The organism is Streptomyces glaucus, from assembly GCF_039533365.1.
GTDB lineage: Bacteria > Actinomycetota > Actinomycetes > Streptomycetales > Streptomycetaceae > Streptomyces > Streptomyces glaucus.
In genome coordinates this window covers 140216-164594 of sequence record NZ_BAAATK010000011.1, presented here as the reverse complement: position 1 = coordinate 164594, position 24379 = coordinate 140216, and the positions used below count along the sequence as shown (strand labels likewise).

The following is a 24379-nucleotide window of genomic DNA, read 5'->3' as shown; positions in this document are numbered from 1 at the left end:
CAACTGCCCTGGTCCTTCCTCGCCCACACCGGACTCACCATCCACCCACCCCCACAGAACTAACGAAAACCTCAGTAAGGAGCCGGGGATCTCGTACTCTTGGTGGCCGACTGTCCGGCCCCGAGCATGCACATTCCTGGCCAGGGGGTGGTGGGACGCAGTCGATTCACTTCGGGAACGGGTGGCGCCCGAAGACGGGTGTCTACACGTCATTCGTCAGTCGGGCCCGGATGGGATAGCCAGGCGCGCAGACCCCGCAGATTGTGACCTCCCCCACCTTCTGTCCCTCGGCCAAAGCACGGTGCACGTCCTCGGGGGTGTGGCACTCGGAGCCTTGCTCTGCTGCCCTGTGCGCTGCGGCATTGCGGCGCCGGTACGCCTTCTGTCGGCAGGCGTTGGAACAGTACTTGCGAGGTCGCCGACCGCCCTGGGCTCGCCTGGCGAACGGAGCATCGCACTGCTGGCAGCGCGGTGCGAACCGCTCCTCGATCCTCCATTCACGGATCAGTGCCCGCAGGCCGTCATCGATGACGAGGGTGTCCCCGCTCTGAGGGAACAGAATGTTGTCCAGCTGCAACTCCACACTGAGTCTCTGCGCCTGAGACACGGCTCCCGTCCGTGCTATCCATGCACTGGACCAGTTCTGGCCCCTAGCGTGGGCCAGTTCTTCTAGCCGCGTTCCGTACAACGCGCAGGCCAAGAGCGTCTCCGCCCTCTCACGGTTCATGGAGCGCAGGACGGTACTCCAGGACGTGGTGCGCTCCACCCGGGGGCGCACCACAGCCCTCTCCCTGTGCCGGCCTGTCATCGATCTACACCCCCGTTTTCCGGTTGCAGCGCCACGTCGTTCCGCATGACCACCAGGGTCTGCGCTGGCAGCGTACTGGGCTCGGGGTCCGGCGCGACCGGCTGAAGCGGTGCAGGCAGGACCGACGGCTTGCCCCAGGGCAACAGGCCGCAGAACGCGGAGATGACGTGGCTCAGTCCGAACAGGACCTGCGGCAGATCGTCCGGCGCCGCCCGCCGCGTGATCAGCCAACTCGTGAAGGCGACCAGGCCGGGCACGGCCAACAGGACGAGCACGGCCAGTGCCATGAACCAGAAAGGCGCCCCCCACAGGGCGGCAGGCAGGGTGGACAAGGTGGACCTCCAGGGACGAAAAAAGCCCCTGGGAAAGACCCAGGGGCTCAGCGGTTCGGGGAAGCGGTTCGGAAAACAAAGACGGCCCATCTTCACTGGGGAAGAGGAGCCGTAGTACGTGCGGACATGCGTGTGGTGCCATTTCTAGGATGCCAGAGGCACGACCACCACGTCAACTCATCCAAAGAAGCAGGTAGTTGACCTACGAGTTCGTCCAGATACCGCCGCGGAATTTCGTAACGCCGAGCCGACGATGGGCCTACAGTTGCCGGAGTAACCCTTCTCCGCAACGGGCAGCCCACCTGATACGGGTCACGTCCGGCACCGGCCGGGGCACGGGCTGGACGGCGAGCCTTATGCCGCAGCCCCTGTCCGGCCCACCGGGGGGCACAGCAGGTCGATGCCAGAAACACCGGCCAGCCGTGCGCTTGATGGCACCCACCGCCTGGGACGACCGGTGCTTCCGAGGGCGGTGCGCCGCACCGGCTGGCCAGGTGCCTGATCCGATCCACCGATCGTGGCGGTGCAAGGACGGGTGCGGCGCTGTCGGCCTGTCCTCCACGCCGAGACTGCGGGGTGGTACGGGCCTCGGGGACGTAGTGGATCTGCCAGCATGCCCAGTCATGTCGTGTATACGCGGCCAGCTCGGGGGTCCTCAGGGCGGCGGCCCCTTCGCGGAGGCGGGGCGTTGATGCCACGGGCCAGTGCGGGGCCGGCAAGAAGGGACTCCAGCAGTGGGCCCGCGACAACGTGGCGCTCTGAAGCCCTGGCGGGTACAGGGAAGACTCGAGTTCCCGTCCGCTGCTCCCAGCGGGCGAGGGCGCTGTCACGTTGGCTGACCGGGTGGGATGATCTTCTGGTTGGTCGTGCTGGGAGGGGTCGTCCGTGGGCAGCGCACCGCCGTCGTACAAGGGGCACCGATACCCGGTCGAGGTGATCGCGCACTGCGTGTGGCTGTACTTCCGCTTCCCGCTCAGCTTCCGCGAGGTCGAGGAGCTGATGCTCGAGCGCGGCGTGATGGTGGCCCACGAGACGATCCGCCGCTGGTGCGCGAAGTTCGGGCAGTCCTACGCCAACGGCCTGCGCCGCAGGCGGCCCCGGCCCGGGGACAAGTGGCACCTGGACGAGGTCTTCGTCGGGGTCGACGGCGAGCAGCGGTACCTGTGGCGGGCCGTCGACCAGGACGGCAACGTGCTCGACATCTTGGTCCAGAACCGGCGGGACACCGCTGCGGCCAGGCGCTTCTTCCGTGAACTACTCAAGAAGACTTGCTCGGTGCCGCGGGTGGTGGTCACCGACAAGCTCCGTTCCTACGACGCGGCCCACCGCAAGGTCATGCCCTCCGTCGAGCACCGCTCGCACAAGGGCTTGAACAACCGGGCCGAGAACAGTCATCAGCCCACCCGGCAGCGTGAACGCGCCATGAAAGGCTTCCACAGCGTCGGCGGAGCCCAACGGTTCCTGTCCGCGTTCAGCGGCATCTCACCCCACTTCCGACCCCGCCGGCACCAGATGAGCGCTCCCGGCTACCGGGCCGAGATGGCCATCCGCTTCGCGATCTGGGATCAGATCACCGGCGCCGCCGGCCAGCCCGCCAAGGCTTGAGCACCGGCCCGAAACCCGGCCCTCCCCACGCCCCGATACGCGGTCAGAGACCCACGCACCCAATAATGTGACAACGCCCTCCGGCCCCGCACCGTCCGACGACGAGGACGGGGCCGTGCAGTTGGGGGGCTGCGAAGGTCTGCCTCCCGTGCGGACCGAGGTGTCGTGCGGCCTCACCTCGTTCGGTGACCTCCGCCACCACTGCCCTCGCGGGCGCGACGAGACCCGCTCCGTCGCCGCATGCGTCACGGCGCGCGATACGGGCGACGCACCGGCCCGGGTCGCGGTGATCAGCGGTACGGGCCCCGGGGGTAACGCAACGAGCGGGCGGCGCGGGTGACGGGCGCGGGCGAGACCCTCACCGTGTCGCCCTCCGGGGGGCGGCCGTTACCTGTACGACATCGTGCTGGGAACGGCGGCGGACGGGCCTACGGGCCCCACCGTGGTCCGCGTGTGTCAGCAGGGTCGGGCCGGTGCGCGGCCGCCGGTGCGCTCGGCGTCATACGAGAGGGGCGGCCGACGGCAGAGCGGCGAGGACGTCCGGGTAGGTGGTGCGCACCTTCGTCGTGTCGAAGCCGTACCTGTCCAGGGCCGCACCGCTGATCAGCCGTTTGCTGCCGTTGGAGACGAGGTGGACGTCGGTGCTGTCCGTGCTGCGCGCGAGGTGGGCGTAGGCGGTCAGAGCACCGCCGTCGCTGATGTTGTCCGTGGTCAGCACCAGGCGTACGGCGGTGGAGTCGCCGAACAGGGCGGTGTACGTGACCGGGCTGGGGACCAGGTGGCGCCGGCCGTCGAGGACGAGGTAGACGTCGGCCGAGCCGGCCGCCCGGATGCGCAGGCCGTCGAGTTCGGGGTGGGGTTCCGCCTGCGCGGAGGCGGTCCCCGAGGCCGCGCGGTGAGGCGGGGCAGCGGCGGCAGCGGCGGGAAGTGTCGCGCCGGCCGCGGCGGCGATGCCCAGAGCGGTGATGAGAGCGGCGGCGCCGCGGACGGCCAGGTGGTGCTTGTTCATGACGGGGCTCCTGAAGGTCGTGGGTCTCAGTCCGGCTACCGGAGTGATTGAAAGCTAATGCATTTTTGATGACGCATCAACAAAAACAGCGGCGCGGGCACCAGATCCAGCCACGCTGCCGGTGCCTCGGAGCAGGACTCCGCGATGCGGCTCTCGTCGCGGTGGACGAGGGCGCCCTCCCCCACCGGACACCGGCCCGCGCCCGGGCACGGCCAGCGCCGGAGCCACCGGCCGCGGGAGACGTCCCCGGAGCCGCGCGGCGGGGCGCGGGCCGAGCAGCCGCGCGGCGGCGGGCGGGGACGGGTAGCATCCACCGCCGACCACCGGGACCGCTCCCCGGACGGGCAGGGGTGCGTGGGTCCCCGGGAAGGGCGTGCGGTCGTCGTGGAGCACGGCGGAGGCGACGATCGCGGCCGGTCCGAGCCGGGTGCAGGCGGCGGCGAAGCGCGGCAGGCGGGTGAGGGACCCGGCACAGAGGGCCAGGAGGCTTCCGCGGCCCGGCTCCCGCAGGCGTGTGCGCGGACCGAGGCATCCCCGGGACGGCGGGCCGGGGGTCGTCTGCACGGTCAGGAGGAAGGATCGGCGCACGGCAGGGCCGGTGGCACTGCCCTGAGCAGGGGGTGCCGGGCGGTCCCGGCCGCGACCAGCGGCAGGAGGGGCCACAGCAGGTGGAACTGCTCCTCCACGGACAGGGACCGGTAGGGCTGGAAGGGACTCGGAACCTCCCCTTCACGCAAGTGGTCGGTGCCGGGCACCGCGAGGTCGATGTTCACGACGTGCGAGGCGCTTGCCCATGCGTCCCGCACGAACTCCCCGTGGCGGGTCTTCGAGGCGAGGAGCCGGCAGCCGGCCGGGGTGGCCGGCGGGACGAGCGCGGCCGGGGGAAGGATGTGCGGGGCGCGCCGGGCGCGGAAGCGGCGCGGGGACGCGGTTCCCGTCCGGGCTGCCCCGTGGAGCAGTCCGGACGGGGTGAGGAAGCGGGGATGACGGAGAACGCGCCGGCCCCGACGTGTCCGCCGGCGATCCGGGGAGGACCGGCGTGGGCGAGGACGACGAGCGGGACGGCCGGCCCGCGGAGCCCGGGGAGGCCGGATCCGAACGGCGGCTTCGTCGTGTCAGGCGGCCGGGATTCGCGCTGTGCCCGGGCAGGGCCGAAAGCCGTCGGGGGAAGCGGGCCGGCCGTCCCGCGGCGTGCGGCGCGGCCGAGGGCCCGGACGGCTGGTGTCATGCCCTGGTCTGTCCGCGGCGGGGCGGGCGTCGCCGTGGTCCGGGGCACGCGGAGATCGTCCGGGCGGCTCGTGCCGGAGAGGCGAGCGGTGACCGCGGGCCGGCCGGATCCTGGGAGCGACAGGGCCACCCTGGGCCCTCGTTCCGGCGGTGCTCCTCGGCGAGGATGAGGGCATGGACCGTCTCGTGACTCTCGGAGAGTTCCTCAGGGCCGCCCGGGCACGCCTCAAACCCGCCGATGTCGGTTTCCCGGCCACGGCGCGACGGCGGGTGGCGGGGCTGCGACGTGAGGAACTCGCCCAGCTGGCAGGAGTGAGCGTCGACTACTACACGCGCCTGGAGCAGGGACGCAGCCGCACCGCGTCGCGTGCCGTCCTGGACTCCCTGGCCTCGGCGCTCCACCTGGACGACGCCGAACGCGTCCACCTGTTCAACCTCGCGGCCCGGCCGGAGCGGGTCCACCGCCCGGCCTGCGCACTCCGGCAGGCCGTGAGCCCTGTCGTGGAGCAGTTGCTGGCCAGGCTCGACACCGTGTACTGCCCGGCGTTCGTGCTGGGCCGGCGCACCGACGTGCTCGCGGGCAACCGGCTGGCGACCGCGCTGATCACCGACTTCGCCGCGCTGCCGCAGCACGAACGCAACCAGGCCCGCTTCGTCTTCCTCGACCCGTACGCACGGGAGCTGTACGCCGACTGGGAGGAAGTGGCGGCGGACACGGCGGCGATGCTCCGCATGGACGCCGGCCGGCACGGCACGGACCCGGAGCTGAGCGAGCTGGTGACCGACCTGTCCCGGCAGAGCTCCGTGTTCCGCCGGATGTGGGCGGACCAGCGGGTGATCGAACGCACCGCGGGCACCAAGGGGTACCACCATCCCGTCGTCGGGGACCTCACGGTCACCTACCAGGCCATGTCCGTGGCAGGCGAGGGGGACCAGACCCTGTTCGTCTACACCGCCCCCGCCGGCACGGCGGACGAGACCGCGTTGCGGCTGCTGGCGACCTGGTCCTCGTCCACGGCCTCCCCCGCCGCCCCTGACGGCGAGCCCCTGCGCAGGTGAGGACGGCCGCCTGCCGTTCGCGCTGCACGTGTCACCCCGTGCAGCGCCGCCGGGCGGGCGGGGTGAGCGGAGGGCGGGCGGCACCCGGCGGGGAGGCGGCCTGGTGGACGAGCGGCCTCTCGGCCGACATGGCGGACCCCGGGAGCACACCCGGCTGCGCCGCCTGGTGTCCGCGGTGTTCGCCACCCGGGCCGTGGAGGGACCGGCGCCGCGGGTGACCGAACCGGCCCACGATCTCATCGGCGCGTTCATCGGGCAGGGCCGCACCGGCCTCGTCGCGTCCTGCACCACGCCGCTGCCGATCACGGTGATCCTGGAGCTGCTGGGGTGCCCGAGGAGGCGCGCGAGGACCTGCCGGCGTGGACGCGCCACTTCCTGAGCGCCCCCTCCGATCAGCGGCGTGCCGGTCCGCCGGCGCTCAACGGATACCGGCGCGACCTCCTCGCCGCCGGGCGGCGCGCTCCCTCGGACGATCCGCGGTCCCGGTCGATCGCCATACGCGGCGAGGATTCCGGCAGGCTGTCCGGCACCGCACTGCTGGGCGCCGCGGTCGTCCTGGTGGTCGCCGGCCACGAGACCACCGTCAGCTCCTGGGCAACGCCGTGGTCGCCCTGCTCGACCGACCGGACCAGACGCGCGCCCTGCGGGAGAACCCGCGGCACATCCCCGGCGCGGTCGAGGAGTTGCTGCGCTGCGGCCCGCCCCTGGAGGTGATCCCCGCCCGGTTCACGACCGGGGAGTCCGAGCCGGACGGCCGGTCGATCGGGCCCGCCGAGACGGTGACCGTCGCACTGACCTCGGCCGGCCGCGACGCCCCGGTCGAGGCCGGAGCCGACCCCGACCGGCTGGACGTCCTGCGCGGGAACGTCCGGCACACGTCCTTCGGTCACGGCATCCCCCACTGCATCGGCGCGCCGCCGGCCCGGCTCGAAGCGGCCGTCGCGCTGCGTGCGCCGCTGTCGCGCCTGCCCGATGCGGAGCGGGCCGACGCCGGCGTACCGGTGGCGCGGCCGCCGGCCGGCATCACGCGGGGGCCGGTGCGGCTTCCCGCGCGCTCCACGTCCTGGGCACGGGTGCACCTCCGAGCACACAACGCCCGGGGCCGGCATCTCGTGCCGTCCCCGGCCTCGGTTCCGTCGCAGCCGTACCGCCGAGGTCAGACGGCTGCGACGACGAGCGCGCCGGCGGTGGCGAACGTGTGACGGAACTCCTTGAGGGGCCGGTACTCCTCGGACTCGTAGAAGTCCCGCACCGCCTGCTTGTCGGGGAATTCGAGGATCACGCCGATGCCGGGACGCCGATCCGCCTCCAGAACGAAGCAGTCGGTGTCGCGGGCGATGGGCCTGCCTCCGTACTTGGCGACCACGTCGAGGGTGCGGGCCTCGTAGTCGCGCATCTTGTCCTCGTCCCGGGGGGTGACGCTGATGACCATGTAGGCGCTCATGCTGCAGTCCTTGGCTGACGTTCCATCAGTTCGTTAGTTTGTGAACAATTTGATTGAACACCAGGCCTCGCCCGGGCGACAACAACGGCACCGGTGACGTGGACCACAACAGTTCACATCCATGCGAACCAACGACATGGGCGGGGCACCGCGGACCGTGCCGGAACCGTGACGAAGTCAGGCAGGTGTCGCCGCCGTCCGGGCGTACGCCGCAACTCAGCATGGAGCAACGGCACTCGGCGCATGCGTGCGCCGAGTGCCGCCCCCACGGACCATCACAGAGAGACGCGCATGCGAATCAGGACAGCAACGACCGCACTGATCGGGGCGACGATGGTGGCGATGTCGGCCGCTCCGGCCCTCGCCTCCACCCCGGCCCTCCCCGCACCCGACACCCAGGCCCTGCGCACGGTGCAGCAGAAGGCCGTCTCCCTGGGTGCGCCCGGTGCCCTGACCCGCGTCGACGAGAGCGGGCGGAGCTACCGCGTCGTGACCGGCGTGGCCGACACCGGCGACCAGACCCGGATGGACACCGGTCGCCGCTTCCGCGTCGGAAGCGTGAGCAAGACCTTCACCGCGGTCGTGGTCATGCAACTGGTCGCCGACGGCCGCATCGACCTGGACGCCCCGGCCAACCTCTACCTGCCGGAGCCCCTGCCCAGCGACGCGATCACCGTACGGCACCTGCTCGGCCACCGCAGCGGCCTGTACGACTACAGCAACGACATGTTCGCGCGGACCGTCCCCGGCTTCGAGGCGGTCAGGAACAAGGTCTTCACCTACCAGGAGCTGATCGACCTCTCCACCGGGCGCCCGCTCAACAACGCGCCCGGCACGGCCTACAGCTACTCCAACACCAACTTCGTCGTCCTCGGCCAGATGATCGAGCACGTCACCGGCGCGTCCGTGGGCGCCAACTACCAGGAGCGCATCTTCACGCCGCTGGGTCTGCGCAACACGTCCTACGTGCACCCGCGCACCACCCTGTCCGGCTCGTACGCGCGGGGTTACCTGCGTCAGGACGACCCCTCACTGCCGCTGGTGGACTCCACCGAGCAGACGGTCTCCTGGGCGCAGTCGGCCGGTGCGGTGATCTCCGACGCCGAGGACCTCAACCGCTACACCTCGGCGCTGGTGAAGGGTGAGGTGGTCCGCGAGGACCTGCTGGAGGAGATGATGCGGATGACCCCGGTCACCTCGGACGGCACACAGATGTACGGACTGGGCCTGCGGGCGCGCAGGCTCTCCTGCGGTGTCACCGTCTACGGCCACACGGGGACCGTCCAGGGCTACTACACGTACGCGTTCACCACCGAAGACGGCTCGCGCAGCATGACGTCACTGGCGAACACGTCCAACAACGGCGCGGTCAACAGCACACTGGGCGGGACCCTGGAGGCCGCGTTCTGCGGCACCCCGCCCGCCGCCGCCGCGACGGTCCAGAACTCCACCGCCGGTTACGGCCCGCAGGCTCCGGCCGTCGACTGAACCAGTCGGCGGGTCACCCGCGCGCAGCGGCCCGCACGCCCTCACGGCGGCGGGCCGCCGCCGGCACGCCCGGCCGCCGCGTCGCGGTCAGGCCGTCGTCGCGGGCTGCCCGTCCTCCCGTCCGGCTGCCGCCCGCCGGACGCTCGTCAAGCGCCATGTCCCGCGCGTCACCCGACGGACGGCGGAGCCGGACTCCGTGCGCGGGTGGCGGGCACCGTCGGGTGCGCTCACCTCGTCGCGGCCGGCCGTGGGCACGTGGACCTCCGCGACGGCGCCCGCCGGCGCCTGCACGTCGGTCCTGAAGGCCGCTCCCTTCCGCGCCCGGGCGGCGCCCGCGGTCCCCCGCACGGTACGGATCGAGGTCCGTGCCCAGTCGACACGCTCGGTCCCGACCCGGTCGTCGCCGGCCCGCCGGCGGAAGGCGTGCGCATGCAGCCCGGCGCCGGGTTGTTCGGCGTCCTCCGTACGGCCGACCAGCGCGTCGGCGAGGCCAGGCGCCGCCTCGGGGCCGGCACGGCGGCCGGGAAGGCGGTCCCGGTGCGGCCCTGCGCCGACGGGCGGCGGGCCTGGCTGTTCGGCAGCGCCGGTGGCGCTGCCGAACAGCCAGGTCCGCAGACCATCGCCCACGTCGTCCCTCTGGCCGGTCCGCGCGGCGAACGCGGCGTCGTCCAGCGGCCTCCCCCGCAGAGGCCGGGCCGCCGGGAACGTCAACGAGACCACGTCCCCGGCGGTGCCCGGACCGCCGAGCTCCCGGGAGCACGCGCCCGTGCACGGCCCGCGCGTGCTCCCGGGGGAGCCGAGCGAAGGGCTGCGGGTCACCGGCCCGGACACGGGCGCGTGGAGAAGGATCCGCGCCCTGTCCTGCCGGCCCGCCGCAGGCCGTCTCAGTGATGCGGGTCGCTCCTGGGACTCGAGGGCACCGGCGTTCCCGGGCTCGGCCTCGCCGAGGGCGAGGACACCTCGTCCGCCGGGGGGCGGACGCCTGCCGGGAGGGGTTCCAGGATCTGGCCGAGCAGGTGCGGCGGACCTGCGGTGACTCCGGCCTGTTCCAGGGCGCGCCAGTGGGCGAGGGCCGTGGAACCGTCCACCAGGCCCCGCACGAGGGGCACGTCCGCGCCGGCGGCGTGCAGCAGCGACTCCGTGCGGCAGGAGGCCAGCGTGCCGGGGAGCCCGTGCTGCGCCACCGCCGCGCCGGTCGCGACGAGGTCGGGCAGTCCTTCGGCCAGGGCGCGCCGGGTGGCGCCGACCGTGAGCAGTCCTCCGCCCAGGACCAGGACGTCCGCGGGCTCACGCATGCGGGCGAGCGCCCGGCCGGTGTCGAAGCAGTGCGGGAAGCTGTCGTCCACGACGATCGTGCCGGGACGCAGCCGGTCGATGTCGACGAGGGCGCCGTGTCCGCCGACCGCGGCGACGAGCAGCCCGGCCTCGTACACCGCGTCGGGCAGGCCGGGGTCCGAGACGTGCACGGCGACTTCTCCGGCCAGGCCGCGTTCCCGCAGCGTCCGCGCCAGGTCACGCAGGCGCGGGCCGCTGCCCGGCACGTCGCAGAGCAGCAGCCGGGCCGGCGGACGCCCGGCCAGGGTGAGCAGCAACTCCAGCGAGGAGGTGCCGATGGAGCCGAGCCCGACCACCGCCAGTTCCGTGCCGGCCAGGTCCCGGCCGGTGGCCGACAGTGCGGCGTGCACCGTGCGCACCATGGAGACGACCGTGGCCGCGTGCCCGGTGGTGATCGCCGCCGGGCCGTGGGAGGCGCGCAGCACGTCGAAGCCGTAGCCGGTGAGCGAGGGGATCATCCCGGCCAGGGAGACGCAGCGGGCGCCCAGTGCCGAGGCCGTCTCCACGGCGCGGACGGTCCGCCCGGCCAGGGCGCCGTCGCCGGCGAGTTCGTCGGCGAACAGCGGCAGGGCGACGAAGCCGGACCGGCCCAGCGGGGTGGTGGTCGTCTCCAGCAGCCGGGGTGCGCCGTCCGGGAACAGCAGGCGGCGGATGTCCTCGCGGGCCGTCCTCTCCGGCAGGCCCGCGAGCCGCGCCAGATGGACGGGCGCGGGCAGGTAGCCGACGAGCGCGGCGTCCAGGTCCTGCCCACCGGGACGCGTGAACCGCCGTACGGGCCGCACCGTCCGGGTGACGAGCCGGTCGCGCAGCCCGTCGGCGAACGCGGCGAGCGCGGGCCCGTCGAAGGCGGCCGCCGCACCGCGCACGGTGACCCGCAGCCGGTCCCCGTCGGGCCGCACCGCGAGGAAGACGTCCGTGCCGGCGGCGGGCGGTGTGAAGTCGCTGTCCTCCTCCTCGTCCCACCGCACGGCCAGGAGGTCACCGCTCCGCGGGCCCAGCGGGCCGAAGTCGAGGAAGGTGAAGAAGAACTGGGACGTCAACGGCAGTCCGGCGGCGTCCCGCGGGACGATGTCCTCGTGGATGCGGGCGGCGATCGTCTCGTCGACGACCCTGCGCACGCGCTGCGGGAAGTCGTCCCCGGGCGGGGCGGCCCGGGTGCCGGGTCCGAAGGGGCGGACTGCGACGGCGGTGGCGAACGGCCCGAAGACGCGGTGGATGTCGGGCAGGGGGTGGTCGCGGCCGGACACGGCCAGCCCGATGACCAGGTCCTCCTGGCCGGTGAGGGTGGCGAGCGCCTGGTGGTAGGCGGTGAGCAGCGGCGCGTACAGGGTGGCACCGGCCTCGGCGGCGATCTTGCGCAGCGCGCCCACGACGGTGGCGTCCAGGACGAAGCCGTGGGAGCGGAAGCCGTCGGAGGCGGAGCCGGGGGCACCGGACGCGTTCGGCTGTCGTTGCCCGGCTCCCCCGGCCCGTGCCCGCAGGACCGGTTTGCTGTAGGGCGCGCACAGGTCGGCTCGGCGCCGCCGCGCGCCGTCTTCCTCCGGTCGCGGGGGCGCGGGCCGCCCGGCGAGGCGTTCCGCGTGCTCGCGGAACGTACCGCACAGCTCGGGCAGTCCGGGTGCCACGCCGCGGTTCAAGTCGTCGTGGACGGTGGTCAGTTCCCGAAGGAGCAGGGCGGCACTGTAGCCGTCGCCGATCAGGTGGTGGGCGTGCGCGACGAGCACGTGCTCCCGCGGGGTGAGGGTGAGCACGCTCAGCCGCAGCAGGGGCCAGGCCCATGGCTCGAAACGGCGGCGCCGCTCGTCCTCGACCCGCTGCTCCAGCTCCTGCGGTCCGGACACGGTCTCGAAGGTGACCGGCAGCCGCAGCGACGGGGGCAGTTCCTGCTGCACCGGCGGCCTCGCCCCGGCGGGGAAGACCGTGCGCAGCATCGGATGCCGGGCCACCAGGGTGTCGACGGCCCGTTGGAAACAGTCCCGGTCGAGCGGGCCGGTCAGACGCAGCCGGGCCAGCCAGGACGCCCCGGTGCCGGGGGTGAGGGCCTCCGCGAGCAGGAAGCCGCGCTGGCCCGGGGTGACGGGGTAGGCGTCCGGGAACGCCGGGGCCGCCGGGTCGCGGTCGCTGGTGGGCGGTTCCGCTTCGCCTGCGGAGACGTGGGGGCGCCTCTCCTCCCCCGCCGCGTCGGCGTCGGCGGTTGCGGCGTCGACGGCTTCGGCCAGTTCGGCCAGGGTGCGGTGCCGGTAGACGGCGGTGGGCCGGGGCAGCGGGCCGCCCCTCTGCCGGGCGAGCAGGTCGAACACCTGAAGGGCCAGCAGGGAGTCGCCGCCGCGTTCGAAGAAGTCGTCGTGACGCCCGACCTGGTCGACGCCGAGCACCTCGCACCAGATGCGGCCGAGCTGCTCCTCCGTGGCGGTCGTGTCCGGCATCGGGCCCGACACCGGCGGCGTGCCCGCGGCCGGTGCCCGGACCCGCGCGAGCAGCGCCCGCCGGTCGGTCTTGCCGGTCCCGGTCAGGGGCAGGCAGTCCAGGAGGACGATCCGGGCGGGCACCATGTAGGGCGGCAGGGAGTCCGCCAGATACCGCCGCAGCGCCACCGCGTCCACGCCCTCCCGCACCCCCGGTGCCACGGGCGCGACGAAGGCCAGCAGCCTTCCGGCGTCGGCCAGTACGGCTGCCTGCGCGACGTCCGGACAGGCGCGCAGCACGGCCTCCACCTCTCCGGGCTCGACGCGGTGGCCCCGTATCTTGACCTGGTCGTCGGTCCGGCCGACGAACCGCAGCGCGCCGTCGGGCAGCACCTCCACCCGGTCCCCGCTGCGGTACCAGCGGCGGCCGTCCCGCCACACGAACGCGGCCCGCGTCAGCTCGGGTTCGCCGAGGTAACCGGCGGACAGGCCGACGCCCCCGATCAGCAGCTCGCCGGTGCCGCCCGGACCGGCCTGCTCACCGCCGGGGCCGGCCACGAGCAGCTCCGTCCCGGCGACGGCGCGGCCGATGGGCAGCGTCGTGACCTCGTCGGCAGGGCGCTCGGTGACGAAGTGGCAGGTGGCGTTGATGGTCGTCTCGGTCGGCCCGTAGAGGTTCACGATCCGCTGCTCCGGACCGAACAGGTCGAACCAGCGGCGCACCCAGTCCGCCCACAGCGCCTCCCCGCCGACGTGCACCAGGCGCAGCGCGGACAGGTCGGGCGGCCGCTCACCGCGCCGGAGACGGTTCTCCGCCGCGGCCAGCAGCCGCTCCCACAACGACGGCACCGAACTCCACACGGTGATCCGCGCCCGCTCCACGTGGTCCAGCAGCAGCTCCGGGTCGCGCACCAGGTCACGGTCGGCGGTCACCACCGTGGCGCCGGTCAGCAGCGGGGCGAGCAGTTGGCGTACGGAGGCGTCGAAGCACGGGGACGAGGTGTTCGCGAGCCGGTCGCCGGGGCCGTAGGCGAAGGTGGTCACGGCCCAGTCGAGGTAGTTCTCCATCGCGCGGAAGGTGACGGGCACCGCCTTGGGGCGGCCGGTGGAGCCGGAAGTGAAGATGACGTAGGCCGTCGCGTCGGAGTCCGCGGCGGTCTCGTCGGGGGAGCCGTCCGGTGACCCGGCGGCGGGTCCGGGGGCGGCGACGGGTTCCGTGTCGATGACCACGGGTGCGGCTGTCGCGGCCGTGAGCGCCCGCGCGGCCGGTCGGGTGCGGTCGTCGTGCACGACCACGCGGACGCCGCACCGGGCCGTCTGCTCCGCCAGCCGGGCCGCCGGGTGCTCCGCGTCCAGCGGCACCCATCCGGCGCCCGCCCGCAGGATCCCGACGACGGCGATCACCGTGCCGGGGCCCGGGGAGGTGACCATGCCCACCAGGTCCCCCCGCGCCACGCCCCGTTCGCGCAGGCGGAGGGCGAGGGAACGGCTGGCCGCGTCCAGGTCCCGGTACGTCAGGGACAACCGGCCGTCGTCGACGGCGATCGCGTCGGGAACGGTACGGAACCGGTGCAGCAGACGGCCGACGACAGTCGCCCGGGGAACACGGGCGGGCACCGGCGCGAGGGGGCCGTTCCTCGTGTCCGGGGACCCGGCGTCGCCTTCGAGGGCACGCAGTTCCCGTTCGTAATCGGCCGCGTGACGGGTCGTCGTGGCGGCGGTGAAGAGGCGCTCGGGGGCGTTCCAGGACAGCCGTAGCAGGGGCCCGTCCTCCCAGACCAGCAGGTTCAGCCGGGTGGCGGCCGAGCCGGTGCCCGCGGCGGTCGGCCGCACGTCGACCGGGCAGTCCGCGCCCAGCGTGGCCGGGAAGCGGGCGAAGCTGAAGCTCGCCGGGCTCACCGCACGTGGCCCGGAGGCGTCGCCCGGCATCATCCGGGCCAGGTCGAGGCTGCTCACCGTGGTGTGCCGCTCGCTCTCCAGCCAGGCCAGGCGCACGCGTTCGGCGAGGTGGGGCAACGGCTCGTCCGGGTCCGTGTCGAGCAGCAGCGGCAGGGTGTCGGCGAGAGGGCCGACCAGCCGGTCGAGTCCCGGCAGCCGGGCGTCCCGGCCGGCCCGGGCGACATCGACCGCGACGGCCCGGTGCCCGCTCCACCGGGCCAGGCAGCGGGCGTAGGCGGCGAGCAGGAGATGGAAGAGGGAGACGTTCCACCCGGCGGCCCTCTCCCGCAGCGCGGCGACGAGATCCTCGTCCAGGGCGTGGTGCACGGCGACGAGGGGGCCGGGGCCGTCCTCGGCGTCGGGACGACCGTCGTAGGGCAGGGGCAGGGGGACGTGGTCCGCCAGCCGGGCCGTCCAGTACGCGAGGTCGTCGGCGCGGACGGCGGGCCGTCGCGCGTCGGTGGCGTAGGAGGCGAAGTCCGGTGCGGGCGGCAACGCGGAAGGGGCGCGGCCGAGGGCGAGGTCGGTGTAGAGCGTCCACAGTTCCGTGCCGAGCACGTTCAGGCTGTAGCCGTCGGCTGCCACGTGGTGCACGGCGAGGATCAGATGGGCCACCTCCGCGTCCTCGGTCACCAGCAGCGCCCGCAAGGGGGGCTCGGCGGTGAGGTCCAGCGGCCGGTTGGCCAGCTCCGTCTCCAGCGTCTGCAGCGCCGCCGCGCCCCCTGGGCACGACCGCGTCTCGAACCACACCTCGGGTGCGGCGCCCGGCGTCACGACCTGGTGCGGCACCCCGCCGTCCTGCCCGATGCGCATCCGCAGCATGCCGTGCCGGCCGGCCAGCGTGGTGAGGGCGCGGCGCAGCAGGGCGGGGTCGAGCGGCCCTCGGACGGTGTGCCGTACCCAGCCGCGGGCCGGGGTCCGCGGATACAGCACGCTGCTGGTGTGCAGGGCCAGTTGGACGGGCGTGAGCGGGAACGGCACGCCTTCCGCGGTGGTGGCCGGGCCGGGCGCGTCACCGGGCGGTGCCGCCGCGGCCCGGGTGCCGTCGCCGGCGGGCCGGGCGTCCAGGTGTGCGGCGAGTTCGCGCACCGTGCGGTACTCGAAGAACAACGTGGCCGGAAGCTCCCGGCCCAGTGCGCGCTCCAGCCGCCGGACCAGGTCGACCGCTGCGAGCGAGTCGAGGCCGAGCGAGAGGAAGGCCTGGTCCTGGTCGACGGCCTCCGGGGGCAGGTGCAGGGCCTCGGCCAGCAGGCCGCGTACCAGGAGGCGCGTGCCGGACGCGCCGCCGGAGACGGCGGTGGGACGGGCGGGGGCGGTGGGACGGGTGAGAGTGGCGGGGGCGCGGTGTTCGGCAGGGCCTGCCGGGCCTTGCGCCTCTGCCGGGATCCTGTCGTCCGTCCGTACGGGTGCGCCGGTCCGGACGGAGCTGTCCGCGTCCGTCAGGTCGGCGATGACCAACTGGGCGGCCGTGTCGACGGCGCAGGCCGCGCGCAGGGCGCGCAACGCCTCGGCCGGGGCCAGGGGGACGCCGCCGGCTCGCAGAAGCGTGCCGTCCCCGACGGCGGCGAGCCCGGTACGGGCGACGGGGCCGAAGTTCAGCGCCAGCCAGCGGCACCCGGCGGCTCGTTCGGCCGCGGCGAAGGCGTCGAGGAAGGCGTTGGCCGCCGCGTAGTCGCCGAGCGCGCCCCCTGCGCCGGGAAGCACCGAGACCACCGAGGAGAAGGCCACGCACAGCGCGGGGCGGTGGCCGTGGCGCTCCAGGGCCCGGGCCAGCAGCCGGGTGCCGTGCACCTTGGCGGCCAGCGAACGGTCCGTGTCCTGCGGGCCGGTGCCGCGCAACGACCCCGGCAGGACCACCCCCGCCGCGTGCAGGACGACGTCCGGTGCGGGGGCCTCCGCGAGGAGGGCGTCGAGCTGCGCCTCGTCCGTCACGTCGGTCCGCCGGTAGCGCGCGTCGGCGCCGAGCTCGGCGAGTTCCGCGAGCAGTCCGGCAGGGGGCTGCGGGGAACGGCCGGCAAGGACGAGCGTGGGGCGGCCGCGTCCGGCGAGGTCCCGGGCGAGTGCCGCGCCGAGGCCGCCCGTGCCGCCGGTGATGAGGTAGACGCCGTCCGCGGGCAGGGGGCAGTCCGCGTCCGGCACGGCGGTGGCGGGCAGCGGCTCGACGCCCCGGAGCAGCCGGGTGCCGCGCCGCCAGGCGGTCACCTGGGTGCCGCTCCCCGTTGTCCGCACCTCGGCGAGGACGGCCTCCAGCCGCCGCTCCCGCGTGTCCCGGGAGGACAGGTCGGCGCAGACCAGCTGAGCGCCTTCGGTCTCCTGCGGGAACGCCAGCGCGATCCCGGTGAGCAGGGCCTGCTCGGGGCGTGGCCGGGCCTCACCGTCGGCGCCGGTGTGGTGGGCGTCCTCGGTGAGCACCAGCAGGCGGCGCGCACCGGCCCGGTCGAACTGCCGCACCGTGTGCCGGAGGTCGGCTGCCGCGGCCGGCCCCTCGGTGCCCTCCCCCGCCCGCCGGGACAGGTGCACGACGGTGTGGGCGGAGGCCGTGCCCGCGTGCGCCATCGGCACGCCGCGCTCGGCCAGCCACGTGGCCAACGCCCGCACGGCCTCGGCGTCGGGCCCGGTGACGAGAGTGACGGGGGCGGCTCCGGCGGGCGGGGCGGGCGGGGCCGGCGTCCAGGTGACGCGGTGCAGCAACCGGGCGGCGTCCGGGCCGGGCCAGTGGATACGCCGCTGGAAGGGGTACGTGGGCAGCGGCACGCGGCGTCCCGTCGGCGCCAGTCCGGCGTGGTCGACGGCGACGCCGAGCGTCCACAACCGGGCCACGGTACGCAGCAGTTCGCCGCGTCCACCGCCGTCTTCGCGGTGTCCGGCGGGCAGGGCGGAGAGCACGGTCACGGGGGCGCCGGGCCGGCCGGCGGTGGCCGTGCGCAGGGCTGCCGGCAGGTCGGTGCCGGGCCCGATCTCCACGAAGGTGTCGTACCCGTCCTCGGCCAGCCGCCGCACCGCCGCCCCGAACTGAACGGGGCGCAGGGCGTGTTCGCGCCAGTGGGCGGCGTCGGGGGCGGGCTCCCAGTCGGCCGTCAGGGTGCTCAGCAGCGGTATCCGGGCGGTACCGGGCGGCAGGGCGCGTGCGGCGTCGTGCACCGCCCGGGCGGCCGGCTCCATCAGCGGTGAGTGGAAGCCGTGCGAGACCGGGAGCTCGCGCGTGGCGATGCCCCGCGCGGCGAGGTCCGCCACGGCGTCCGCCACCGCCCGCACCGTGCCGGACAGCACCAGTCGGCCGGGGGCGTTGCGGGCCGCGACGGCCAGGGCGCCGCCCGAAGCGGCGACCAGCGCCTCCGCGGCGTCGTCCGCGCCGAGCACCGCGGCCATCGCGCCGCGCTCGGTCAGCTCGGCGATCGCACGACCGCGCGCGGCGGCGAAGCGCACCGTGCCGGACAGCGGCAGCAGGCCCGAGACGCAGGCCGCGGCCAGTTCCCCGGCGCTGTGGCCGGCGACCGCGTCCGGTACGACGCCCCAGGAACCCAGCTGGCGGGCCAGCGCCACGCCGAAGGCGACCAGGACGGGCTGGGTGATCTCGGTGCGGGCCAGCTCGGCCGGGTCGACGCCCGGATCGGTGCACCAGTCGGTGAGGGTGCGGCCCCGCAACGGGCCGAGCGCGGCGGACGCCTCGTCGAGGGTGTCCCGGAACACGGGTGCGGTGGCGTACAGCCGCGCCGCCATGCCCGGACGCTGGGCGCCCTGCCCGGGGAAGAGGAAGGCGAGGCGGGGGCGCGTGCGGACGGTCCCGGTGAACACGTCCGTGTCCCTGGGCGGACCGTCCGCCGCGGGGGCGGCGCCCGCCCCGGCGTCGGCCTCCGCCGCCCGTTCGCCGGCCGCGGCCAGGGCGGCCAGCCGCGCCCGTACATCGCCGTCCTCGTCGCAGACGAGGACCAGCCGGTGCCGGTCGTCGTCCCGGGACGTCCCGGCCGTCAGGCACAGGTCGGCGGTGGCGATCCGGGGGTGGGTGTCCAGGTGGGCCGACAGGTCGCGGACCAGGGCGTGCAGCGCGGGCCGGGTGGTGGCGGAGAGCGCCAGCACATGGGGGCCGTCGTCCGGCCGGGGCCCGTGCGCGGGGCGCGCGGTGGCCTGCTGGAGGACGGCGTGCGCGTTGGTGCCGCCGAAGCCGAAGGCGTTGATGCCCGCGACCAGTGGGCCCTGCGAGGGCGGCGCGGGCCAGGGGACGAGCCGGTCGGGCACCCGGAACCCGGACTCGGCGACGAGCGGGGAGGGCGGGTCGGCGTGCAGCGAGGGCGGCACCTGGCCGTGGCGCAGCGCCAGCACAACCTTGACCAGGCCGGGCAGCGCGGCGGCGTTCAGCAGGTGGCCGATGTTGGTCTTGGCGGAGCCCAGCAGCCGGGGGCGTCCACCGGGGAGTCGCGGGAAGGCGTGGGCGAGGGACTTCAGCTCGACGGGGTCGCCGAGGGCGGTGCCGGTGCCGTGCGCCTCGACGTACGTCACCTCGGCCGGGTCGACGCCCGCCGCGCTGTGGGCGGCGGTGATGACCTCGCGCTGGCGGGCGGGGTTGGGGGCCATCAGGCTCAGCGAGGTGCCGTCGTTGTTGACGGCGGTGCCGCGCACCACGGCGAGCAGGTCGTCGCCGGCGCGCCGGGCGTCCTCCTCCCGCCGCAGCACGAGCACCGCGCCGCCCTCGCCCGGTACGAACCCGTCGGCGTCGGCGGCGAACGCCCGGCTGCGGCCGGTCGGCGACAGGGCCTGCGCGGCGTGCAGCATCCGGTGCGCGGTCGGGGTGAGATGCAGGTTGACGCCGCCGACCAGGGCGATGTCGCACTCGCCCGCCGTGAGACTGCGGCGGGCGAGGTGCAGGGCGACCAGGGCGGAGGAGCAGGCGGTGTCCACGGCCAGGGCCGGGCCGTCGAGGTCGAAGTGCTGGGCGATCCGTGCGGCGAGCAGGTTGGGGAGGTTCCCGGTGAGCGCCGAGGGGGGCAGGTCCGTGCCGCTGTCCCCGGCCGTGCGGTCCAGCAGTTCCCGGTAGCCGCTGTCCCCCGCCGTCGTGAAGACGCCGACGCGGTGGGCTCGGCGGCGCGGGCCGGCGTATCCGGCCCGTTCCAGTGCCTCGTGCGCCAGTTCCAGCAGAACACGGGCCTGTGGATCGAGGGTGCGGGCCTCTTCCTCGGACAGCCCGAAGCGGTCCGCGTCGAAGGCTGCCGGGTCCTGGAGGAAGGCGCCCCGGCGGACCGCGGGGACCCGGTCGCCGTCCCAGCGGTGCGGCGGCACCGGGGTGACGAGGTCCCGCCCTTCGGCGAGCAGCCGCCAGTACGCCTCCGGTGTGTCCGCGCCGGGGAACCGGCAGGCCAGGCCGACGACGGCGAGAGTCCCGTCGCCCTCCCGGGCCGGGCCGCCGGAACGAGCCGGGCCGGGCGTGCCGTCCGAGCCGCTGCGATCCGCGACGTCCGCGCCGCCGTCCGCCCGCGCCAGGAGGTGGTCGACGAGCCCGGCCACCGTGTCGGCCCCGCCGCGCAGAGCCGCCGCCTCCAGCGGCGTGCCGAAGGCGTCCTCCAGCGCGGCCAGCACCTCCATGGCCTTCAGCGAGGTGCCGCCCAGCGTGCGGAACGACGCGTGGGCGTCGATCCGTGTGCCGTCCGTCCCCAGCGCTTCGGCCCACGCCTCGCGCACCGCCTGCTCGATGGCCGCCCGCGACCGCGGCGCACCGGCGCCGCCCGGAGCCGGCCGACCGGCGGGAGCGGCCGGGGCGCAGGGAGCGGCCCCGCGGCCGCGTACGACGACACGGGAGTACCGGCCCGCCTCGAACCGCTCCCGCAGCACATGGCGGCGCACCTTTCCGCTGGTGGTGCGCGGGAACTGGCCGGGCGGCAGGGCGACGACCCGTACGTCGTCGTGGAAGAGCGCCTCCCCCACCCGGGCGGCGACCCGTTGCAGCACCTCGTCGGCCGAGCGCGGCGGGCGCGCCCAGGAGACGAAGACCACCACGCGCTCGCCGCCGGTGTCCGGGTCCGTGGACCCCACGACCGCGGCCGTGCCGGGCGGCAGCCCGGGTGTGGCGGCGGCGACGTCCTCCAGGTCGGCGGCGTGGTGCTTCAGCCCGTTCAGGAACAGCACGTCCTTGTACCGGCCGGTGACGCACAGCCGCCCGTCGCGCAGGAAGCCCGTGTCCCCGGTGTGCAGCCATCCCCCGGCGGTGAAGGCGGCGGCGGTGGCCTCGGGCAGACGGTGGTAGCCGCGGGCCGTCTGGGGACCGCGCACCTGGATGTGCCCCACGCGCCGGTCGCCGAGCTCACGGCCGGCGTCGTCGACGATCCGGACGGCACAGCCGGGCACGGGATGCCCGAGGTCCATGAGTTCGACGGCGGAGCCGTCGGCGGCCGGGGCGTCCACGGCGCGTCCGCGGCCGAGCGCCGTGCGGTCCAGCGACAGCGGTGCGGCGATCTCGCCCGGCGGCGGGAACGTCACGGCGAGGGTGGCCTCGGCCAGGCCGTACACCGGCTGGAGGGCGTGCGGCGCCAGTCCCGCGGGCCGTGTGCGGCGGGTGAAGTCGCGCCAGACGGACGCGGAGATGGGTTCGGCGCCCACGACGACGCGGCGGACCGTGGTGAGGTCGAAGCGGGCCATGTCCTCCTCGGACAGGCGCCGTGTCGCCAGTGCGAGCGCGAAGTTGGCGGCCGACAGGTGTGTGGCCCGGTGGGCGGTGGCCGTCTCGAACCAGATCCCGGGCCTCCGCGCGAACGCCAGCGGCCCGATCCTGACCTGCTTGGCGCGGGCGGCGAGCGGCGCGAGATGCGTGCCGATCAGGCCCATGTCGTGGAAGTACGGCATCCAGCTGACGACCACGTCGTCGGGGCCCAGGTCGGAGGCGGCCAGGATCTGGCGCAGGTTGGCGGTCACCGCGGCATGGGTGAGTTCGACGCCCTTGGGCGCACCGGTGCTGCCCGAGGAGAACTGCACGAAGGCCAGGCCGTCGGGCTCGCACCCGGTGGGCCCGCCCAGGTCGTCGCCGTCGCGCACCTCCTCCAGCCGCACCACGGCCGCCCCGGCCGGCAGGTGCCGTACCAGGTCCTCAGCCGCCGAGTCCACGAACACCGGCGGCCGGTCCAGGTGCTCCCGGACGGGCAGGACCCGGCGGACGTCCGCGGCGAGCGGCACCGGAACCAGGTCCGCGCCGAGCAGGCCCCAGAACATCACCTGGAAGTCCTCGCTGCGGTCGGCGACCAGCGGAACGCACGTGCCGGGCCGGATTCCGGCCGCGCGCAGCCCTCCGGCCACCCGCCGGGCGGTGCTCATCAACTCCCGGTAGGTGATGTCGAGTTCGCCGTCGCCGCGCACATGCGTGGTCACCTGCTCGGGCGACGCGTGGGCGGCTTCCCGCAGGACGTTCCACAGGGTGTCGTGGTTCATGGTCCGTTCTCGAAGGTCGGGCCCTGGGCACGGGCGGGCCGTCCGCCCGTACGCCGGCGGGGGGAAGCCGTGAGGCAGTGCTCGGGGCGTTCTGCGGCACGAATCGTCGAGTGGTCGCCGGCTCGGTGGCCGGGTGATGGTGCAGGCGACGCGGCCGCCGTGTGCCAACTCACCGGCCGCGTCCACCCTAAGGGATCGGGGCGGGCCGCTCACGGCGGCTTCTCCCCTGGTCACGGTGCCGGGTCAGGAGTGGGAGCAGATCGTGAGCAACGGCGTCCGCGACCGGTGACCGCTGGAGTCGTCCGCCCGGACGCCGCGGGCCGGTGTACGGTCGGGTGCCCGACGCCCCGCTCAGGTGTCGACGGCCCGATCCCGCGCGCTGATGGAGCCCAGCAAGGCGAGGGCGTCGGCCGAAGGCGAGCCGGGCTCGGCCTGGAGAACGACGAGTTGCTGCCCCGGCGCACTGCGGACTGCGAACGTCTCGTGCCGCAACTCGATGTTCCCCACCGCGGAGTGGTGGATCCGCTTCACCTCGTACGGCGGGACCCGGATGTGGTCACGCGCCCACAGCGAGCGGAACTCGCCGCTGCGTACGGACAGTTCGCCGACGAGTCGGAGTACCCGCGGGTCGTCCGGTGTCTGCGCGGCCGTGTGCCGCAGGTCGGCCACGGCACGGTCCTTGGCGCGGTCGGTGTTGCGGTAGAACGTCTTGGCGGCCGGCTCCAGGAACAGCATGTGCAGTACGTTGTCGCGCTGGGCGAAGTCGGCGTACAACGCGTCGGCCAGGGCGTTCGCGGCCAGCATGTCCTGGGCGTGCCCGATCATGAAGGCCGGTGTCCCGGTCCAGCTCTCGATCAGCCGCCGCAGATGCGGGGCGACGCGCTCCACCCGGGCGGGGGGCCTGGTCCGGCGTCCGGACGGCTCGGCCAGGCCGTGCAGCCGGCGGGTGTCCTCCGCCCCGAGCCGCAGCGCACGCGCCACCGCGTCCAGGACCCGGCGTGAGGGACTGGCCTCCCTGCCCTGTTCGAGCCGCACGTAGTAGCCGGTGCTGACGCCCGCCAGGGCGGCCACCTCGTCCCGTCGAAGACCGGGCACCCTTCGGCGTCCGCTGCTGGTGATGCCCACCTCCGCGGGGCTGAGGCGGTCCCGGCGGACGCGGAGGAACCGGCCCAGCCCCGCGGCCGGGTCGGGCTGCGAGTCGTCCATGCGTCGAGGCTAGAGCGGAGAGGCCCCGCGAGGGCCGGCCGAGCGTGGGTGCATCGCACCCGGGATCGCCGCTCCCTCCCGGCCCTCCAGGCGCTCAGGGCCATGGCCGTGCCCGCCGGTCCCCGCCGGTCCGGGGCGGGGACCGGCGGGCTCGTCACCGGCACGGCGGGCGGGCCGGCGCCGGCCGCTGGGCCGGCTCAGTCCACGACCCTGCTGGTCGGCCGGTAGTTCCACGGCTCGTACTCGGGGTGCCGGGCGGCCCAGGCGGCGATGAAGGGACACACGGCGAGGAACTTGGTGTCCGCGTCCCTGGCCATGTCCAGCGCCGCCCTGGCGAGGGCCGACCCCACGCCGCGGCCCTCGTACGCGGGTTCGACCTCGGTGTGGACGAAGGCGATCACCTGCTTGGCCGGGATGTACTCGGCGATCCCCGCGAGCCGTCCGTCCACGTGGGCCTCGAGGCGTTTGTCGTCATCGTTGCGGACGATGGTGATGTCGGATTCGGCACCCGCCATGATTGTCTCCGTTCCTGGGCGGCTCCGGCCCCCTTGCCGGGGGCGGACGACCGTCTGCAATGGTGCTCGGCGATGCCCGCGGCACGCATCGGTGGTGGTCACCTGTGGCGTTCGGCCGCCCCGGGCGGCGCGGGTGAGCCTGGACGGCGATTGTCCCGCACGCGCGGTTCCGGCTGCCGCGCGGGCGGCGGGGGCAGTGCCGCGCGCCCGGGCGGCGGCTTCACTCGCGTGCCGCCGGCAACGTCACGGGCCGTCGGGCGGTGGCGGTCCAGGCGGCGGCAGCGCTGGTCGGCGAGGACAGCACGAGGACGACGAACACGGTCCGCCGCCGCCGGCTGCCAGGGCACGCCGACCGAGGGTGTGCCGGTGACGGCGGTGAGGATCTGCGCGTCGAAGTCCGTCCGCTGCAGCGCGGACAGGCCGGGGGCGGGTTCGAGGGTGGCGGCCGACAGCAGCAACAGCAGCGAGGACTGCGCCAGCGCCACGCCCAGGCGGACCGAGAGCACGGCTCCGGTGGACGAGGACCGGCGCTCGGCGAGGCCGGCCCGGCTCGGTGCCCGCATCGTCAGGCCTCCAGGGCGATGCGACGGTCGGCGAC

Annotated in this window: 14 protein-coding genes; 5 read left to right on the top strand and 9 right to left on the bottom strand. The window is 74.7% G+C overall.

Annotated elements, in window-relative coordinates; genetic code table 11:
• Positions 1 to 804: 804 nt before the first annotated feature.
• Positions 805 to 1140 (bottom strand): hypothetical protein, encoded by a 336-nt coding sequence (locus ABD363_RS11580; RefSeq protein WP_344602342.1) that lies wholly within the window; start codon positions 1138 to 1140, stop codon positions 805 to 807.
• Positions 1141 to 2025: 885 nt separating this feature from the next.
• Between ABD363_RS11580 and ABD363_RS11575 the strand changes: the two genes are divergently transcribed.
• The gene (locus ABD363_RS11575; protein WP_344602340.1) at positions 2026 to 2745 is read left to right on the top strand and encodes an IS6 family transposase; all 720 of its coding nucleotides are present in this window, start codon (positions 2026 to 2028) and stop codon (positions 2743 to 2745) included.
• A gap of 499 nt (positions 2746 to 3244) precedes the next feature.
• Here the strand turns inward: ABD363_RS11575 and ABD363_RS11570 are convergent, their stop codons facing one another.
• Positions 3245 to 3754: a hypothetical protein gene (locus ABD363_RS11570; protein WP_344602338.1), complete on the bottom strand. Its 510-nt coding sequence runs from the start codon at positions 3752 to 3754 to the stop codon at positions 3245 to 3247.
• A 566-nt stretch (positions 3755 to 4320) separates the two neighbouring features.
• Positions 4321 to 4560, bottom strand: a complete 240-nt coding sequence (locus ABD363_RS11565; protein WP_344602337.1) for a hypothetical protein — start codon at positions 4558 to 4560, stop codon at positions 4321 to 4323.
• A gap of 595 nt (positions 4561 to 5155) precedes the next feature.
• Here ABD363_RS11565 and ABD363_RS11560 point away from each other — a divergent pair.
• From ABD363_RS11560 to ABD363_RS11550, 3 genes are all read left to right on the top strand, one after another.
• Positions 5156 to 6040: a helix-turn-helix transcriptional regulator gene (locus ABD363_RS11560; RefSeq protein WP_344602335.1), complete on the top strand. Its 885-nt coding sequence runs from the start codon at positions 5156 to 5158 to the stop codon at positions 6038 to 6040.
• Between the two features lie 103 nt (positions 6041 to 6143).
• Positions 6144 to 6419, top strand: coding sequence for a hypothetical protein (locus ABD363_RS11555; protein ID WP_344602333.1), 276 nt, complete (start codon positions 6144 to 6146; stop codon positions 6417 to 6419).
• A 223-nt stretch (positions 6420 to 6642) separates the two neighbouring features.
• Positions 6643 to 7242, top strand: a complete 600-nt coding sequence (locus ABD363_RS11550) for a cytochrome P450 family protein (protein ID WP_344602331.1) — start codon at positions 6643 to 6645, stop codon at positions 7240 to 7242.
• Here ABD363_RS11550 and ABD363_RS11545 read toward each other — a convergent pair.
• Positions 7197 to 7484: a DUF1330 domain-containing protein gene (locus tag ABD363_RS11545; RefSeq protein ID WP_344602329.1), complete on the bottom strand. Its 288-nt coding sequence runs from the start codon at positions 7482 to 7484 to the stop codon at positions 7197 to 7199. The genes ABD363_RS11550 and ABD363_RS11545 overlap by 46 nt on opposite strands.
• A 291-nt stretch (positions 7485 to 7775) precedes the next feature.
• Here ABD363_RS11545 and ABD363_RS11540 point away from each other — a divergent pair, with 291 nt between their 5' ends.
• The gene (locus ABD363_RS11540; RefSeq protein ID WP_344602327.1) at positions 7776 to 8972 is read left to right on the top strand and encodes a serine hydrolase domain-containing protein; all 1197 of its coding nucleotides are present in this window, start codon (positions 7776 to 7778) and stop codon (positions 8970 to 8972) included.
• An 87-nt stretch (positions 8973 to 9059) separates the two neighbouring features.
• On the opposite strand, the gene ABD363_RS11535 is transcribed toward ABD363_RS11540, so the two are convergent.
• From ABD363_RS11535 to ABD363_RS11515, 5 genes are all read right to left on the bottom strand, one after another.
• On the bottom strand, positions 9060 to 9692 hold the full coding sequence (locus ABD363_RS11535; protein WP_344602326.1) for an alpha-L-rhamnosidase C-terminal domain-containing protein: 633 nt from the start codon (positions 9690 to 9692) through the stop codon (positions 9060 to 9062).
• Positions 9693 to 9856: 164 nt separating this feature from the next.
• Entirely contained in the window at positions 9857 to 22060 is a 12204-nt protein-coding gene (locus ABD363_RS11530) for a non-ribosomal peptide synthetase/type I polyketide synthase (protein ID WP_344602325.1), read from the bottom strand.
• 351 nt (positions 22061 to 22411) lie between these two features.
• Positions 22412 to 23266 (bottom strand): helix-turn-helix transcriptional regulator, encoded by an 855-nt coding sequence (locus tag ABD363_RS11525; RefSeq protein ID WP_344602324.1) that lies wholly within the window; start codon positions 23264 to 23266, stop codon positions 22412 to 22414.
• 197 nt (positions 23267 to 23463) lie between these two features.
• On the bottom strand, positions 23464 to 23781 hold the full coding sequence (locus ABD363_RS11520; RefSeq protein ID WP_344602323.1) for a GNAT family N-acetyltransferase: 318 nt from the start codon (positions 23779 to 23781) through the stop codon (positions 23464 to 23466).
• A 98-nt stretch (positions 23782 to 23879) separates the two neighbouring features.
• A complete protein-coding gene (locus tag ABD363_RS11515; protein WP_344602322.1) occupies positions 23880 to 24344 on the bottom strand; it encodes a hypothetical protein in 465 nt (154 codons plus the stop codon).
• Positions 24345 to 24379: the final 35 nt, after the last annotated feature.